13 protein-coding genes and 1 tRNA gene are annotated in these 16,250 nt (G+C 63.6%); 13 read left to right on the top strand and 1 reads right to left on the bottom strand.

Translation table 11 applies throughout. The features are described 5' to 3' along the window. The first annotated feature begins 9 nt into the window (after nucleotides 1-9). The 11 genes from EB835_RS13115 to rplL all read left to right on the top strand — a co-directional run bounded on the left by EB835_RS13115 (nucleotide 10) and on the right by rplL (nucleotide 10,378). Entirely contained in the window at nucleotides 10-1,659 is a 1,650-nt protein-coding gene (locus tag EB835_RS13115) for a metallophosphoesterase family protein (protein WP_240688732.1), read from the top strand. Between the two features lie 122 nt (nucleotides 1,660-1,781). Beyond that, nucleotides 1,782-1,854, top strand: a tRNA-Trp gene (locus EB835_RS13110). Between the two features lie 96 nt (nucleotides 1,855-1,950). Continuing rightward, on the top strand, nucleotides 1,951-2,229 hold the full coding sequence (gene secE, locus EB835_RS13105; RefSeq protein ID WP_135809908.1) for a preprotein translocase subunit SecE: 279 nt from the start codon (nucleotides 1,951-1,953) through the stop codon (nucleotides 2,227-2,229). Between the two features lie 82 nt (nucleotides 2,230-2,311). Continuing rightward, nucleotides 2,312-3,193 carry a transcription termination/antitermination protein NusG gene (gene nusG, locus EB835_RS13100; protein ID WP_240688731.1) on the top strand — a complete coding sequence of 294 codons (882 nt, stop codon included), beginning with the start codon at nucleotides 2,312-2,314 and terminating at the stop codon, nucleotides 3,191-3,193. Between the two features lie 333 nt (nucleotides 3,194-3,526). Beyond that, nucleotides 3,527-3,964 (top strand): 50S ribosomal protein L11, encoded by a 438-nt coding sequence (gene rplK / locus EB835_RS13095; RefSeq protein ID WP_135809907.1) that lies wholly within the window; start codon nucleotides 3,527-3,529, stop codon nucleotides 3,962-3,964. A 64-nt stretch (nucleotides 3,965-4,028) separates the two neighbouring features. Further along, a complete protein-coding gene (rplA, locus tag EB835_RS13090) occupies nucleotides 4,029-4,724 on the top strand; it encodes a 50S ribosomal protein L1 (protein WP_135809906.1) in 696 nt (231 codons plus the stop codon). Nucleotides 4,725-4,947: 223 nt separating this feature from the next. After that, the gene (locus EB835_RS13085) at nucleotides 4,948-6,225 is read left to right on the top strand and encodes a helix-turn-helix domain-containing protein (RefSeq protein ID WP_135809905.1); all 1,278 of its coding nucleotides are present in this window, start codon (nucleotides 4,948-4,950) and stop codon (nucleotides 6,223-6,225) included. 146 nt (nucleotides 6,226-6,371) lie between these two features. Then, a complete protein-coding gene (gene adh, locus EB835_RS13080; RefSeq protein ID WP_135809904.1) occupies nucleotides 6,372-7,895 on the top strand; it encodes an aldehyde dehydrogenase in 1,524 nt (507 codons plus the stop codon). Between the two features lie 125 nt (nucleotides 7,896-8,020). Beyond that, on the top strand, nucleotides 8,021-9,040 hold the full coding sequence (gene adhP, locus EB835_RS13075; RefSeq protein ID WP_135809903.1) for an alcohol dehydrogenase AdhP: 1,020 nt from the start codon (nucleotides 8,021-8,023) through the stop codon (nucleotides 9,038-9,040). A 358-nt stretch (nucleotides 9,041-9,398) separates the two neighbouring features. After that, complete coding sequence (gene rplJ / locus EB835_RS13070) at nucleotides 9,399-9,932, top strand: 50S ribosomal protein L10 (protein ID WP_062244493.1); 534 nt, start codon at nucleotides 9,399-9,401, stop codon at nucleotides 9,930-9,932. 59 nt (nucleotides 9,933-9,991) lie between these two features. Next, a complete protein-coding gene (gene rplL / locus EB835_RS13065) occupies nucleotides 9,992-10,378 on the top strand; it encodes a 50S ribosomal protein L7/L12 (protein WP_135809902.1) in 387 nt (128 codons plus the stop codon). 128 nt (nucleotides 10,379-10,506) lie between these two features. Here rplL and EB835_RS13060 read toward each other — a convergent pair whose 3' ends face one another. Next, nucleotides 10,507-11,295 carry an MBL fold metallo-hydrolase gene (locus EB835_RS13060; RefSeq protein ID WP_135809901.1) on the bottom strand — a complete coding sequence of 263 codons (789 nt, stop codon included), beginning with the start codon at nucleotides 11,293-11,295 and terminating at the stop codon, nucleotides 10,507-10,509. An 82-nt stretch (nucleotides 11,296-11,377) separates the two neighbouring features. Between EB835_RS13060 and EB835_RS13055 the strand changes: the two genes are divergently transcribed. Then, nucleotides 11,378-12,502 carry a GNAT family N-acetyltransferase gene (locus tag EB835_RS13055; RefSeq protein ID WP_240688730.1) on the top strand — a complete coding sequence of 375 codons (1,125 nt, stop codon included), beginning with the start codon at nucleotides 11,378-11,380 and terminating at the stop codon, nucleotides 12,500-12,502. 226 nt (nucleotides 12,503-12,728) lie between these two features. Continuing rightward, on the top strand, nucleotides 12,729-16,208 hold the full coding sequence (rpoB, locus tag EB835_RS13050; protein ID WP_135809900.1) for a DNA-directed RNA polymerase subunit beta: 3,480 nt from the start codon (nucleotides 12,729-12,731) through the stop codon (nucleotides 16,206-16,208). Nucleotides 16,209-16,250 lie beyond the last annotated feature (42 nt).

Here is a 16,250-nt window from a genome sequence, read left to right as displayed (position 1 = left end):
CTGGTGGCCGTGTCATCACGTCGCAGAATCACCGCACTCATCATCACCTTGGCCGCGGTTGCACTCGTCACCCTGCCCTGGGCGCTGTTCACCTCGCGGGCCGACCTCACCTTCGGCCCGCATGAGGCGCAGTACCGGGTCACCGCTGACTCCCGGCTCACCGTCGACTTCGGCCCCCTGGGCAAGCTGCTCGTCCCCACCGAGGATGTCATCCCCCTCGGCCTGGGACTGCACGTCGACATCGGAGAGATCCCCGTGTCCGGCGACTCCAGCGACGCAGAGCGCCCCGCAGCCGACCCCGAGGCGGTCGCGGATCCGGGCGGGGGAGCCGTCGATGCCCTCGGCGGCGACATCGCCTCCTACGCCTCTCTGTTCTCGGCCCCGCAGGCACAGATCGACCAGGTCATCGAGGGACTCAGCCAAGAGATCCTCACCCGGTGGGCGCTGGCCGTCTGTGTGATCACCGGCGGACTCGTCGGTCTGGTCCTCTTCCTCGGGCCCACTCGGGGCGACACAGTCATCCGGGCCTTCGTCGGCAAAGAACTCCTCGGAATCGGACTGGTGCTCGTGCTCGTCCTCACCGGGCTCGGCACCGTCGTGCTCAACCGTCCGAAACCGATCGCCGCCGATCCGGCATTCGAAGGCACGCCCCTGGCGGGTTCCCAGGTCACGGGCCGCCTCGGCGGAATCATCGACACCGCGTTCGGGGCGGTGCAGGACTTCGCCGACGACAACGATGCCTTCTACGACGACGTTCTGGAGGCCCTGCGGGCGCAATGGAACGACCGCCCGATCACCGGCAATTGGACCGACCGGGGACTCGTCCCACCCGCCGGCATCGGAGCACCCGCTGCTGACAGCGGTGAGGGCCAGGGACAGAAAGGCGTGTCGACCTTCGTCTATGGATCCGATATCCACTGCAATATCGGAATGGCTCGCGTCGTCGGTGAGGTCGCGGGAATGAGCCGGGCCGATGCCTACATCGACGGCGGTGACATCTCTATGACCGGAACGTCGGCAGAGAACTACTGCCTCGATGTGCTCGACGACGAACTGCCGGAGAAGCTGCCGCGGATGATCGTCAAGGGCAACCACGATTCCATGGGCACGACCCAGCATGCGAAGGCCCGCGGCTGGAAGGTCCTCGAAGACTCCACCGCGGAGATGGCAGGGGTGACCTTCTTCGGCGCCGCCGACCCTCGCCGCACAGTGTTCGGATCCGGGCCGCAGCTCGAAACCGACCTGACCGCCGACCAGTATGCGCAGCGGCTGCGTGACGAAGCCTGCGAGGCCGACTTCGACATCATGCTCATCCACGATCCTGCCGTCGGCGGACCGACTCTGCGCTCGGGATGCGCAGACTACGCTCTGAGCGGACACTGGCACCGTCGGGTCGGACCGGAGAACTTCGGTTCGGGAACCCGCTACGTCAGCTCCACGACCGGCGGCGCCCTGGCTAATGCGCTGACGCCGGGACCACTGAAGATGAACGCGGAACTGAGCATCATCCGCGTCGACAACGAGACGAAACGGCCCATCGACGTGCAGATCATCACCGTCACACCGGACAGACAGGTGCAGATCGAACCGTGGGTCCGCTTCCCCGAACCCCGGCCGCTCGTGAGCCAGCCACCGGTCGACGAACCCGCCGGTGAGTGAGCGTCGACACGTTCGAGACAGTGCTTCGACCCTCGGTTCGACGAACGACGGTCGGGCACGGTATGCTCGTTTCTCGTGGTCGGACACCACAGGGATCGACAAGATCTCTTCGATCCGACCAGAGGGGTGTGGCGCAATTGGTAGCGCAACGGTCTCCAAAACCGTAGGTTGCAGGTTCGAGTCCTGTCACCCCTGCGCAGTTGACTCTGCCGAAGTCTCATCGGCCAGGCGCCGTCCTCGACCGGCACGAACAATTGTGGAAGCCAAACGAAACCGACCGAGTGAGGATGTGTGAGCGACACACCGGCAAAGAAGACTGGCAGCGCACCCAATAGTGCCTCCAGTCCCAAGAAGCTCGGATTCTTCGGACGAATCCTGCAGTTCTTCCGCGAAGTTGTGGCAGAGCTCAAGAAGGTCGTCACGCCGACTCGGAAGCAGCTGCTCAACTACACGCTCGTCGTGCTGGGCTTCATCCTGTTCATGATGCTTCTCGTCACGGGCCTCGACCTGGTCTTCGGCAAGCTCGTCGGATTCGTATTCGGCGGAACTCCGCTGTGGCCCCTGTGGTGACACGGCCTCAGCCGTGACTGCCCCAAAGCTCAAACTTCACCCCCATCCGGGAATCACAAAACGCGAAGCGAGGAATTGATCGGTGTCGGATACCAACTCACCTGAGCAGGAGACCCCTGAGACCCAGGACGTCACTCCCGAAGAGTCGGGTGCCGCTGTGGTGCCCGAGCCCGAAGAGATGGCCGGCGACGCCGAGTCGACCGCCGCCGAGAACGCAGACGACGAGTCCGCAGACGCTGCTGAAGCTGACGTTGTCCAGGACGATGCCGCTGAAGACGGCGACGCTGCTGAAGCCGACGTTGCGCAGAACGATGCCGCTGTAGACGGCGACGCTGTCGACGAGGTCGACCCGGCCGAGGAATTCAAGGCCGAGCTGCGTATGCAGGAGGGTGACTGGTACGTCATCCACTCTTACGCAGGCTATGAGAACCGCGTGAAGCAGAACCTCGAGAACCGCACGGTCAGCCTCAACCTCGAAGAGTTCATCTTCGAGTCCCAGGTGCCGATGGAAGACGTCGTCGAGATCAAGAACGGCCAGCGCAAACAGGTCCGCCGCGTGCGCATCCCCGGCTACGTGCTCGTGCGTATGGAGCTGACCGACGAGTCGTGGGGCGCAGTCCGCCACACTCCGGGCGTCACCGGATTCGTCGGCAACGCCTACGACCCCACCCCGCTGTCGATCGACGAGGTCTTCTCGATGCTCGCGCCGATCTTCGAAGAGCGCCAGGCCGAGGCCGCCGCTGCCGAGGGGCCGGCCGCCGAGGCTGCCGCGAAGTCCGCGCCCGTGACCGAGGTGGAATTCGAGGTCGGCGAGTCCGTCCTCGTCAAGGAGGGGTCCTTCGAAGGACACCCCGCCACGATCCAGGAGATCCGTCCGGAATCGCAGAAGCTCACCGTGCTGCTGTCGATCTTCGAACGCGATGTTCCCGTCGAGCTCGGCTTCGATCAGGTCTCGAAGCTCTGAGACCACGCAGATCTGCTTGATCGCCCTGAGGCGATCATCACCGAAGGGGCCCGGACGATTCCGGGCCCCTTCCGCATTGCCGGGGCGGCCGCCTCGGCGAGGATATTCCCCCGTTCAAGGCTGAGCCCGGATTTCGAGCCTTCCTTCGGTCGATATTCGGGCCTGCGCTTGAACGGGAAGTCAACCAGGTGATCCGCCTCGCCAGCATTTGCCCACAGGTGTGCGCGCATGGAATACTGGTGTGGTTTGATTGCGGCCCTTATCGGAAGGTCGCCGTCGAACGATGTGCTGTATATGTCTGGCACATCGAAACTTCAAGATTAAGGACCGTACATGCCTCCCAAGAAAAAGGTAGCCGGCCTCGTCAAGCTCCAGATTCAGGCAGGTGCCGCTAACCCGGCTCCTCCGATCGGTCCGGCGCTTGCCCAGCACGGCGTCAACATCATGGAATTCTGCAAGGCCTACAATGCCGCCACAGAATCCCAGCGTGGAAACATCGTTCCCGTCGAGATCACTGTGTACGAAGATCGTTCGTTCGACTTCGTTCTCAAGACTCCGCCGGCAGCCGAGCTGATCAAGAAGGCCGCCGGAGTGAAGTCGGGTTCGGCCACCCCGCACACCGTGAAGGTCGCTCACCTGAGCGCCGACCAGGTGCGTGAGATCGCAACCACGAAGATGCCCGACCTGAACGCCAACACCCTGGAACAGGCCGACCGCATCGTCGCCGGAACCGCGCGTTCCATGGGCGTCACCACCGACATCGAGGTCTGAGACCTCAACCCACACAGTGGTAGGGCCTACGCAGCCCACACCACGACTGCAAGGAGTAAAGCAGATGGCAAAGCGTTCTAAGGCCTACCAGGCCGCGGCAGAGAAGATCGCCGCAGATGTGAACTACGAACCGGCTCAGGCAATCGCCCTGGCCAAAGAGACCACAGTGGCGAAGTACGACGCCACCGTCGAGGTCGCTCTCCGCCTGGGTGTTGATCCCCGCAAGGCGGACCAGATGGTGCGCGGCACCGTGAACCTTCCGCATGGTACCGGTAAGACCGCTCGGGTCCTGGTGTTCGCTGCCGGCGACCGTGCAGAAGCTGCCCGTGAAGCAGGTGCTGACTACGTCGGTTCCGATGACCTGCTGGAGAAGGTGGCCGGAGGGTTCACCGACTTCGATGCCGCTGTTGCGACCCCCGACATGATGGGCAAGGTCGGTCGTCTCGGTAAGGTGCTGGGTCCCCGTGGCCTGATGCCGAACCCGAAGACCGGCACTGTGACCATGGATGTCGCCAAGGCCGTCACCGACATCAAGGGCGGAAAGATCGAATTCCGCGTCGACAAGCACTCGAACCTGCACTTCATCATCGGAAAGGTCTCCTTCTCCGAGGAAGCTCTGCAGGCGAACTTCGATGCAGCGATCGAAGAGATCCTGCGTCTGAAGCCGTCGTCGTCGAAGGGCCGCTACATCAGCAAGGCCACGGTCACGACGTCGAACGGCCCTGCCGTTCCCGTCGACCACTCGGGCCTGCGCATCTGATCGATGCACAGGAAGAGGGCGGGAAGCGAGTAATCGCTCCCGCCCTTTCCTCTCCCCAAATTGCTACCCGACGGCGGCTGTGCAACCTCGCGCGAGGTTGCACAGCCGCCGTCGGGTAGTTCTGGTGGGTGGACGGGCACTTGTCCACGGACGGGTTCGCGATTAGATTATGAGCAGTTGAGACTCACTTCCGACACCCGCCGATGGAGGTGGACCGTCCCCCATGGATTCGACGCTGCTGCTCGAAGACGCCTACCAGCGCGCCGTTCGACGCGCACATGAGCGTCTGGCCGGACCGTCGGATACGGGCCTTCAAACACGTTCGTCAGGTCCTGTGGTGCGCACCTCGGTGTTGGAATCGTGGGATCGGTCTCTGGCCCGGCTGCGTGACCCCGACAGCGTGCAGGTCCAAGTCGCATTCGAAGCCGATCGGCTCGCCGAGGTGCGGCGGCGTCATCCCTTCCACGCGATCATGCCGCTGCTGCGATCTCACCTCATCGAACCCGCCAGGGACGCCGGCCTGCTGGCGGCTCTCGGCGACGAGCAGGGGCGACTGCTGTGGGTCGAAGGGGAGCGCGGCGTGCGCAACCGAGCCGAAGCGATGGGGTTCGTCTCCGGATCGGATTGGTCCGAAGAGGTCATGGGCACCTCAGCCCCAGCGTTGGCTCTGCGCTCGGGTCGACCAGTGCAGGTCAGCCAGGCCGAGCATTTCGCCCCCGACGTCCGCTCCTGGAGCTGCAGCGCGGTTCCTGTCACCCATCCTCTGACCGGGCAGGTCATCGGCATCATCGACGTCACAGGGGGAGACGACGCAGTGTCCTCCATCGTGCTGCCCCTGCTGTCCTCGACGGCGAAGGCCGCAGGCGCCCAGTTGTCCCAGCTCTTCACCCCGCAGCAGATTCACACCGGCACCGAGGCGGTCGGCACCAGACTCACCGTCCTCGGGCCCAGCCCCGCTCTGGAAGCCCCTGGTGGACGACGGATTCCCTTGACCCGCCGTCATGCCGAGATTCTGCTCTTGCTGCACCGGTTCCCTGAGGGCATCAGCGGTGCCGGACTCGTGGAGCGGCTGTGGACGGTCGGCGGCAGCGAAGTCACGGTCCGGGCGGAGATCAATCGTCTGCGCAGAACGATCGGCGACCTCGGCGATCTGCGCATCGAGGCTCGACCCTATCGACTGCGAGGAGACGTCGATTCGGACCTCGAGCGCACCGTACAGGCCCTGGCGAAAGGAGACGCGGATTCGGCACTCGAACGGTTCAGCGGAACTGTGCTGCCGGACTCCGAAGCACCGGGAGTGCGCGAGATCGGGGCAGAAGTGGATGCGCTCATGCGGGAGACTCTGTTGCAGGAAGGGACCTGGCAGCAGCTGTGGCGGTTCGCGAACCTGCCGGACTTCCGCGATGACGTCGAAGTCCTTATGACGGTGCTGCGTCTGGCCCCACCCGAGGCCGCCGAACGCAATGCCGCGGTCGTGCGTCTGGAGGCGCTGGGCCTCTGACCTCGGCGAACCCGCTGCGGTTCTGGACTCGAAGCGGTGCGGTCGCCTCGGTGATGTGATGCAACCCACATGCAACGTTGCCCTCTGTAGCGTCGTGGTCACACGGAGAACATCCGGTGGAACCAGACCGCATCAAAGGAGTTGCAATGACTGTCTATGCACAGCCCGGTCAGGACGGGGCGCTCGTCACCTTCAAGTCCCGCTACGAGAACTACATCGGCGGCAAATGGGTGCCGCCGGTCAAGGGCAACTATTTCGAGAACCCCAGCCCGGTCACCGGCAAGACCTTCACGGAGGTCCCGGCCAGCACCGCTGAAGACATCGAACTCGCCCTCGACGCCGCACACAAGGCCGCTCCTGCCTGGGGCAAGACGGCGGTGGCCGAACGGGCGAACATCCTCAACAAGATCGCCGACCGCATCGAGGCGAACCTCGAGACGATCGCCGTCGCTGAGACCTGGGACAACGGGAAGGCGATCCGCGAGCCCCTCAACGCAGATATCCCCCTGGCCATCGATCATTTCCGCTATTTTGCGGGAGCGATCCGCGCCCAGGAGGGCGGACTGTCGCAGATCGACGACGACACCGTCGCCTACCACTTCCATGAGCCCCTCGGCGTGGTCGGACAGATCATTCCTTGGAACTTCCCGATTCTCATGGGCGTGTGGAAGATCGCCCCGGCACTGGCCGCAGGGAATGCGATCGTCCTCAAGCCGGCGGAGCAGACCCCTGCCTCGATCCTCGTGCTTGCCGAACTGATCGGCGACCTGCTGCCGGAAGGTGTGCTCAACATCGTCAACGGCTTCGGACTCGAAGCCGGCAAGCCGTTGGCGTCGAACAAACGGATCTCGAAGATCGCGTTCACTGGTGAGACCACGACCGGCCGCCTGATCATGCAGTACGCCTCACAGAACATCATTCCGGTGACCCTTGAGCTGGGAGGTAAGTCGCCGAACATCTTCTTCGAAGATGTGCTGGCCAAGGACGACTCCTACGCGGACAAAGCGCAGGAGGGCTTCACGATGTTCGCACTCAACCAGGGTGAGGTCTGCACCTGCCCGTCTCGTGCGCTCATTCAGGAGTCGATCGCCGATCCCTTCCTCGAAAAGGTCGTCGCCAGAACCCAGAACATCGTCCAGGGCAACCCACTCGACACCGACACGATGATGGGTGCGCAGGCGTCGAACGACCAGTTCGAGAAGATCATGTCCTACCTCGACATCGGACGTCAGGAAGGAGCCGAAGTGCTCACCGGCGGCGGCAAAGCCGAGCTCGGAGGAGACCTGTCAGGTGGCTTCTACGTCCAGCCCACCATCTTCAAGGGCACGAACAAGATGCGCATCTTCCAGGAGGAGATCTTCGGGCCTGTCGTCTCGGTGGCGACGTTCTCCGGCTACGACGATGCTCTGGCCACCGCCAATGACACGCTCTACGGCCTCGGCGCCGGAGTCTGGTCGCGTGATGGCAACACCGCCTACCGTGCCGGCCGGGATATCCAGGCGGGCCGTGTATGGGTGAACAACTACCACGCCTACCCGGCCCATGCGGCCTTCGGCGGCTACAAGGCGTCGGGCATCGGTCGTGAGAACCACCTGATGATGCTCGACCACTACCAGCAGACGAAGAACCTGCTTGTCAGCTATTCGGAGAACGCCCAGGGATTCTTCTGACCCAAATTGCTACCCGAGGGCGGCTCAGCAACCTGGCGCCACGTTGCAGCGCCGCCGTCGGGTAGTTCCACCTCAAGCTCAAACCCCGCATTGTCACATGAACCATCATCACAAAGGAGCGAATGATGTCCGCAATGAAAGCTGCAGTGGTCGAGGACTTCGGCCAGGAACTCGTCGTCGGAGACAACGCGGTTCCCGAACCCGGACCGGGTCAGGCACTCGTCAAACTCATCGCCTCGGGTGTCTGCCACACTGATCTCCACGCCGCACATGGTGACTGGCCGGTCAAACCGAAGGTCCCGCTCATCCCGGGCCACGAAGGAGTCGGCATCGTCGAGAAGGTCGGCGAAGGTGTCACAGATGTCGAGGTCGGACAGATGGTCGGCAATGCCTGGCTGTGGACTGCGTGCGGAACCTGTGAGCATTGCCGACGGGGTTGGGAGACCCTCTGCGAATCTCAGATCAACGGCGGCTACGGCGTCGACGGTTCCTTCGGCGAGTACATGCTCGTCGACACGAGGTTCGCAGCGATCATCCCCGAAGGATCCGATCCCTATGAGATCGCTCCGGTCCTCTGCGCCGGCGTCACCGTGTACAAGGGGCTCAAACGCACCGAAGTTCAGCCGGGTCAATGGGTCGTCATCTCAGGAATCGGCGGTCTCGGACACATCGCAGTCCAATACGCTGTTGCCATGGGCATGCGCGTCGTCGCGGTCGATGTCGCTGACGACAAACTGGCTCTGGCGAAGAAGCACGGGGCAGAGATCACCGTCAACGCCTTCGCCGAGGATCCGGCCGAGATCATCCAGGACAAGATCGGCGGCTCCCACGGAGTCCTCGTCACCGCTGTCCACCCGGCCGCGTTCGGTCAGGCGATCAGCATGACCCGCCGAGGCGGCACCATCGTATTCAACGGACTGCCGCCGGGTGAGTTCCCGGCCCCGATCTTCGACATCGTGCTCAAGGGGCTGACGATCCGAGGCTCGATCGTCGGCACCCGGCAGGACATGGTCGAAGCGCTCGAGTTCTATGCCGCGGGCAAGATCCACCCGACGTTCTCGAAGCGGCCGCTCGAAGATATCAACGCGATCTTCGATGAGATGATCCATGGCAAGATCGACGGTCGCGTCGTCATCGAATACTGACGAAACAGCAGCGATCCGCCCACAACTACCTGACGGCGGCTCTGCAACCTCGCGCAAGGTTGCAGAGCCGCCGTCAGGTAGTTGTGGGAGGGGTCTCGGTGGGTGGATTGGACTTGCCGGGAAGGACTCGGTTAGGCTTGAATCACCCAAGACCGTCGGTCTCTGTGGAATCATCAGGATCCGCCATCGGATCTCGGTGCCCGCAGACGAAGACTCCCAGTGAGTGACCCACGCAGGTGAGCTCGAGATTCTTCCGTTGCATTCCCTATGGAATCGACGGCCAAGCGTTTCACGCCTACCTGCGTGGAGCGCTTTTTCTGTTGTCGGGACAGGCCGGACGACTTATGAAAGGAACACCATGGCGAGGCCAGACAAGGCAGCCGCAGTCGAGGAGATCAAACAGCAGTTTGAGAACTCCGACGCTGTGTTGCTGACCGAGTACCGCGGTCTCACCGTCGCGCAGATGAAAGAACTGCGCGTCTCTCTCGGTGAGAACGTCAGCTACGCCGTGGTAAAGAACACGCTGACCAAGATTGCAGCCAAGGAAGCCGGAGTCACCGGTCTCGATGAGCACCTCAATGGGCCCACCGCGATCGCGTTCGTCAACGGCGAACCACCTGAGGCTGCCAAGGCTCTGCGTAACTTTGCCAAGGCGAACGACAAGCTCGTGGTGAAGGGCGGCTACTTCGATGGAGCCGCGCTCAGCCCCGAACAGGTCAACCAGCTCGCCGACCTCGAATCCCGCGAAGTGCTGCTTGCAAAGGCAGCCGGTGCCATGAAGGCAAGCCTCCACCAGGCGGCTTACCTCTTCACCGCTCCGCTGGTCAAGGCCGTGCGCACTGTCGATGCTCTCCGCGAGAAGCAGGACGACGCTCCTGCTTCCGACGCCTGAGCATCACCCCAAACCGAACCGGTCACTGATCGTGACCAAAACAGGAAGGACTAGCCACCATGGCTAAGCTCACCACCGACGAGCTCCTCGACGCTTTCAAGGAGCTCACCCTCATCGAACTGTCCGACTTCGTCAAGAAGTTCGAAGAAGAGTTCGACGTCGAGGCTGCCGCTCCGGCCGCCGCTGTCGCCGTCGCCCCTGCCTCCGGTGGCGGAGAGGCTCCTGCTGAAGAGCAGACCGAATTCGACGTCATCCTCGAATCGGCCGGCGAGAAGAAGGTCCCCGTCATCAAGGAAGTCCGCGGACTCACCTCCCTCGGACTCAAGGAAGCCAAGGACCTCGTCGACGGAGCCCCCAAGGCCGTCGTCGAAGGCGCTTCGAAGGAAGACGCCGAGAAGGCCAAGGAGACCCTCGAGGCTGCCGGCGCGACTGTCACCCTCAAGTGATCTTCTTCGCAGCAGCCTGACTGCTGCCTAGGCTTCGAACCCCCACAGTCCGCTGTGGGGGTTCTTTGCTTCGTCACCTCCCTGCGCCGGCTGTGACATCGCCGCCGGCGTTTCCGACCAACGACTGTTCAGACCAGACGGATCTCCCGCGGAATCGCCCGGTCATGCTCACCCGGCATGGAACGAGCAGGCAGAGCCACCTCGGCGTCGCCCTGATCGACTCTCAGCCCCTCGATATCGCCGAGCTGACGGGTGACGAACTCACGGTCGACCGGGACCCCATGTCCGGGAACGAAGGTCTTCGCTTCGGGAAACGACAGCAGCGTGCGCAGGCTCGAAGCCCATTCGCTCAGGGAAGCATCGGCACCGGCCTGCGGGGGAGCGGCCTCCTCGACGAGGTCACCGGCGAAGACGATGCCCAGTAAGGGCAGGCGGACGACGAGGTCGGCGGTCGAATGCCCGCCGAGGACATGGAATTCGACGGGACAGTCGCCGAGGTCGAGGTGCCACACATCACTGGGCGACGGATCGACGGGGGAGACCTCGACGATGAGGTCGCCGGGATCGTCGGGAAGACTTGCCCGGTAGTCATCCGGGAAGTCGCCGTTGGTGACCCCGTCGAGCGCGATCCAGGCCGTGGCCTCCTGATCGGCGGCGAATGATGACGATGCGTATACGGCGGTGACGCCGGCGGACACGGCTGCGGCGGCACCGAAGAAGTGATCCCAATGATCATGGGTGATCGCCAGATCGATCGCGCGCGGATGACCCTCGCCGAGGCGGCCTGCCCGTTCCACCAGATGGGCGGCGGCCGCGGGGCCGGGCCCCGCATCGACGAGCAGGACGCGATCGGTGCCGACGATGATTCCGCAGTTGATCGCGGCAGGATCGAAGCTGAGAACATTCACTCGTGTCATGTCCGCAGTCTAGAATGTCCGGCATCGACTGTCAGCGCGACGATGCGCGAAGCGGTCGGCCGCGAATGGATGAGAGACGTCGATGGCTCGGAATGAACCCATGGAGATCACACGGATATGCTCAGGCGACCTCGCCGACCCGACCGTCGACGTGTTGTTAACCGAGATCGTCGACTTCGACCGGGCGATCAATCACGACCTCGGACTCAGCCCCGACTTCGACCCGCTGCCTGGTTCGGTCCGCGGCAAACTCGTGCGCACCGACGCCTTCACCGCCCATGAGCTCTGGCTGGGCCGCATCGACGGGCACCTCGTCGCGAAGGCGGGCGCCTACCTGAGTCTGCGGGACAACACCGATGTCGCGGATGTCTATGCCGGTGTCCTGCCCGCATGGCGGCGTCGCGGCCTGGGCACCGAGATCCTCGCAGCCATGGAGGGGCAGCTGCGGACAGACGGCCGGACGCGCCTGAACGGGTGGTGCGAGATCCCCGCCGCGGGGGCAGCCGACGACCTGCGCCGACCCCGGGTCGCCGCGGCCGCCGGCACCGGCGTTCTGCCTGCCGAACACGGATCGGTCGCCTTCGCGGGGCACCGAGGATACGGCCTCCAGCAGATCGAGCGGTGCTCTGCGGCACACATCCGCGGCGCCGAGAGGAGGGAGGCGACGGACGCAGCCGAGGGCTGGGAGTCTCCAGCCTGCGAGGGGGATGCGGGAGGAGCCGATGACGGCTACATCATCCGGACCTGGACGGGTCCGACTCCGAATGAACACATCGAAGCGCTCGCGCTGCTGCACCAGAAGATGTCGACCGATGTTCCCGGGGCCGCCGACCTCTACGACGAGGAGACATGGGACGCCGATCGCGTGCGCGCTCTCGAAAGCGACCGCGAATTCGCGCACGGGCGGACTCACACTGCGCTGGCCCTCCTCGGCGGGGAGGGAGTCGGATTCACCGAGGTGGTCAGCTACGCCGAGCGACCCCACGTGGCGTTCCAGGGTGCGACCTTGGTCCGGCGCGAGCATCGAGGCAACGGATTGGGCGCGAGGCTGAAGATCGCCAACCATGCCGCCCTGCGCCGCGACTCGCCGGTCGAACGCGTCTATACCTGGAACGCGGCGGAGAATTCGTGGATGCTCGCGATCAACGACAGAGCGGGATTCAACGCCGTGGGATGGGTCGGCCTGTGGAAGAAGATCCTGGACTGAGAATGCAGAACTGAAACGACCTTGCCAGACTTGACCTGATGCTATAAGCTTGATATTTGCATCGTTCTGCCTGTGGTGTGCCTTCATATAGCGGTGGGCACGTCATTTCCACTCAAGTGAACCACGTCGATGCCGAGAGTCGAAATCTGACACACCCTCGGGTCGACGAAGCGAAGATGAGTGGGCAGACGAAGTATCAGATGGTGAAGCACTCGGAAGGAACCAATTGGCCGCCGCCAACGACAACACCAGGACCGCTAATCCCCCCAAGAGAATTTCCTTCGCGAAGATTCGCGAGCCCCTCGAGGTTCCCGATCTGCTCGGTCTGCAGACGGACAGCTTCGACTGGCTGATCGGATCGGAGGCGTGGCAGGACCGCGTCGCCGAGGCCATCGAGATCGGGGATGACTCCGTCGCAACCACCTCGGGACTCGAAGACATCTTCGAAGAGATCTCGCCGATCGAAGACTTCGGCGGATCCATGTCGCTGTCGTTCCGCGAGCACCGGTTCGAAGCTCCCAAGTACTCGATCGATGAGTGCAAGGAGCGCGATATGACCTACTCGGCGCCGCTGTACGTCACGGCCGAGTTCATGAACAACAACACGGGTGAGATCAAGAGCCAGACCGTGTTCATGGGTGACTTCCCCCTCATGACCGACAAGGGCACGTTCATCGTCAACGGCACCGAGCGTGTCGTCGTCTCCCAGCTCGTGCGTTCGCCCGGTGCCTACTTCGAGTCCAGCGTCGACAAGACCACGGACAAGGACATCTTCACCGCGAAGATCATTCCGTCCCGCGGTGCCTGGCTGGAGTTCGAGGTCGACAAGCGCGACCAGGTCGGGGTTCGCCTCGACCGCAAGCGCAAGCAGTCCGTGACCGTGCTGCTCAAGGCCCTCGGCTGGACCGAAGCGAAGATCCTCGAAGAGTTCGGCGAGTTCGAGTCGATCCGCGAGACGATGGCCAAGGACACCGTCACCACACAGGACGAAGCGCTGCTCGACATCTACAAGAAGCTGCGCCCGGCAGAGCCCGCGACCGCTGAGGCGGCCCGCAACCTGCTCAACAACCTCTACTTCAACCCGAAGCGCTACGACCTGGCCAAGGTCGGCCGCTACAAGGTCAACCGCAAACTCGGCGTCGAAGCCCCGCTGTCGGACTCGGTGCTCTCCACCGAGGACGTCGTCGCCACCATCCGCTACCTCGTGTCGCTGCACGCCGGAGTGGACACCGCCAAGGGCACCCGCGACGGTGAAGAGGTCGAGATCAGCGTCAAGCTCGACGACATCGATCACTTCGGCAACCGCCGCATCCGCGCCGTCGGTGAGCTCATCGAGAACCAGATCCGCACCGGCCTGTCCCGTATGGAGCGCGTCGTGCGTGAGCGCATGACAACTCAGGACGTCGAGGCGATCACTCCGCAGACCCTGATCAACATCCGCCCCGTGGTGGCTGCGATCAAGGAGTTCTTCGGCACCTCGCAGCTCTCGCAGTTCATGGATCAGAACAACCCGCTCGCGGGACTGACCCACAAGCGCCGTCTCTCCGCCTTGGGACCGGGTGGCCTGTCGCGTGACCGTGCCGCCATGGAAGTCCGTGACGTCCACCCCTCGCACTACGGCCGCATGTGCCCGATCGAGACCCCCGAAGGTCCGAACATCGGTCTGATCGGTTCGCTGGCGTCTTACGCCCGCATCAACCCCTTCGGCTTCATCGAGACGCCTTACCGCAAGGTCGTCGACGGGGTCGTGACCGATGAGACGCAGTACCTGACCGCCGATGACGAGCTCGAGTTCAACATCGCCCAGGCCAACGCGCCGCTGACCGATGACCAGCGTTTCGCCGAGATCGAGGTCCTGGCCCGTCCGAAGGGCGGCGGCGGTGAAGCCGAACTGGTCCAGCACGACCAGATCGACTTCATGGACGTCTCCGCACGTCAGATGGTGTCTGTGGCTTCGGCTCTGATTCCGTTCCTCGAGCACGATGACGCCAACCGTGCCCTCATGGGTGCGAACATGCAGCGCCAGGCCGTGCCGCTGGTGATGGCCGAATCCCCGGTCGTAGGCACGGGCATGGAATACCGTGCCGCCGTCGACGCAGGAGATGTCATCACCGCTGAGAAGTCCGGTGTCATCACCGAGGTCTCAGCCGACTTCGTCACGGTGCTCGCCGACGACGGAACCCAGCTCACCCACAAAGCTGCGAAGTTCAAGCGGTCGAACCACGGCACCTCGTACAACCAGCGCATCCTCGTCGACGAAGGCGACCGCGTCGAAGCCGGCGCCGTCCTCGCCGACGGACCGTCCACCGAGAACGGCGAGATGGCTCTGGGCAAGAACCTCCTCGTGGCGTTCATGTCGTGGGAAGGCTACAACTACGAGGATGCGATCATCCTCTCCCAGCGCCTCGTCCAGGACGATGTGCTCTCCTCAATCCACATCGAGGAGCACGAGGTCGACGCTCGCGACACCAAGCTCGGTGCCGAGGAGATCACTCGGGACATTCCGAACATCTCCCCCGATGCACTGGCCGACCTCGACGACCGCGGCATCATCCGCATCGGCGCCGAAGTCACCGACGGCGACATCCTCGTCGGCAAGGTCACCCCGAAGGGTGAGACCGAGCTGACCCCGGAGGAGCGCCTGCTGCGCGCCATCTTCGGTGAGAAGTCCCGCGAGGTCCGCGACACCTCGCTGCGCGTTCCCCACGGCGAGATCGGCACCGTCATCGGCGTCCGTGTCTTCGACCGTGAGGACGACGACGAGCTCTCGCCCGGTGTCAACCAGATGGTCCGCGTCTATGTGGCGCAGCGCCGCAAGATCACCATCGGTGACAAGATGGCCGGCCGTCACGGAAACAAGGGCGTCATCTCCACGATCCTGCCGGTCGAGGACATGCCGTTCCTCGCCGACGGCACCCCCGTCGACGTCATCCTCAACCCGCACGGTGTTCCCCGCCGCATGAACATCGGCCAGGTCTTCGAAGTCCACCTCGGATGGATCTCGAAGCAGGGCTGGAAGATCGAAGGCAACCCCGAGTGGGCCGCCGAGCTTCCCGACGCCGCTCGCGAAGCCGAGTCCGGCACCAACCTGGCCACCCCGGTCTTCGACGGTGCGCACGAGCAGGAGCTGCGCGGACTGCTGGATTCGACGACCCCGAACCGCGATGGGGACCGCCTCATCGATTCCTCGGGCAAGGCTCAGCTGTTCGACGGCCGCTCCGGCGAGCCGTTCCCGTACCCGATCTCGGTCGGTTACATGTACATGCTCAAGCTCCACCACCTCGTCGACGACAAGATCCACGCACGTTCGACCGGACCGTACTCGATGATCACCCAGCAGCCGCTCGGTGGTAAGGCACAGTTCGGTGGTCAGCGCTTCGGTGAGATGGAAGTCTGGGCCCTCGAGGCCTACGGCGCCGCCTACACCCTGCAGGAGCTTCTGACGATCAAGTCCGATGACATCCCAGGCCGTGTGAAGGTCTACGAAGCCATCGTCAAGGGTGATAACCTGCCGGATCCGGGAATCCCGGAGTCGTTCAAGGTCCTCATCAAGGAGATGCAGTCCCTGTGCCTCAACGTCGAAGTCCTGTCTTCCGACGGAGGCCACGTCGAGATGGGCGAGTCGGAGGACGAGGTCTACCGTGCCGCCGAGGAACTCGGCATCGACCTCTCCCGCCGCGAAGCACAGACCGTAGAAGAAGTCTGAGGACTTCCACTTCAACCGACACAACTTTTTGATGAACGATTC

It is taken from the genome of Brevibacterium sp. S22 (assembly GCF_004745485.1).
Lineage (GTDB): Bacteria > Actinomycetota > Actinomycetes > Actinomycetales > Brevibacteriaceae > Brevibacterium.
Note: the sequence above shows the minus strand (reverse complement) of the source record. Positions and strands in the feature narration are given on the sequence as shown.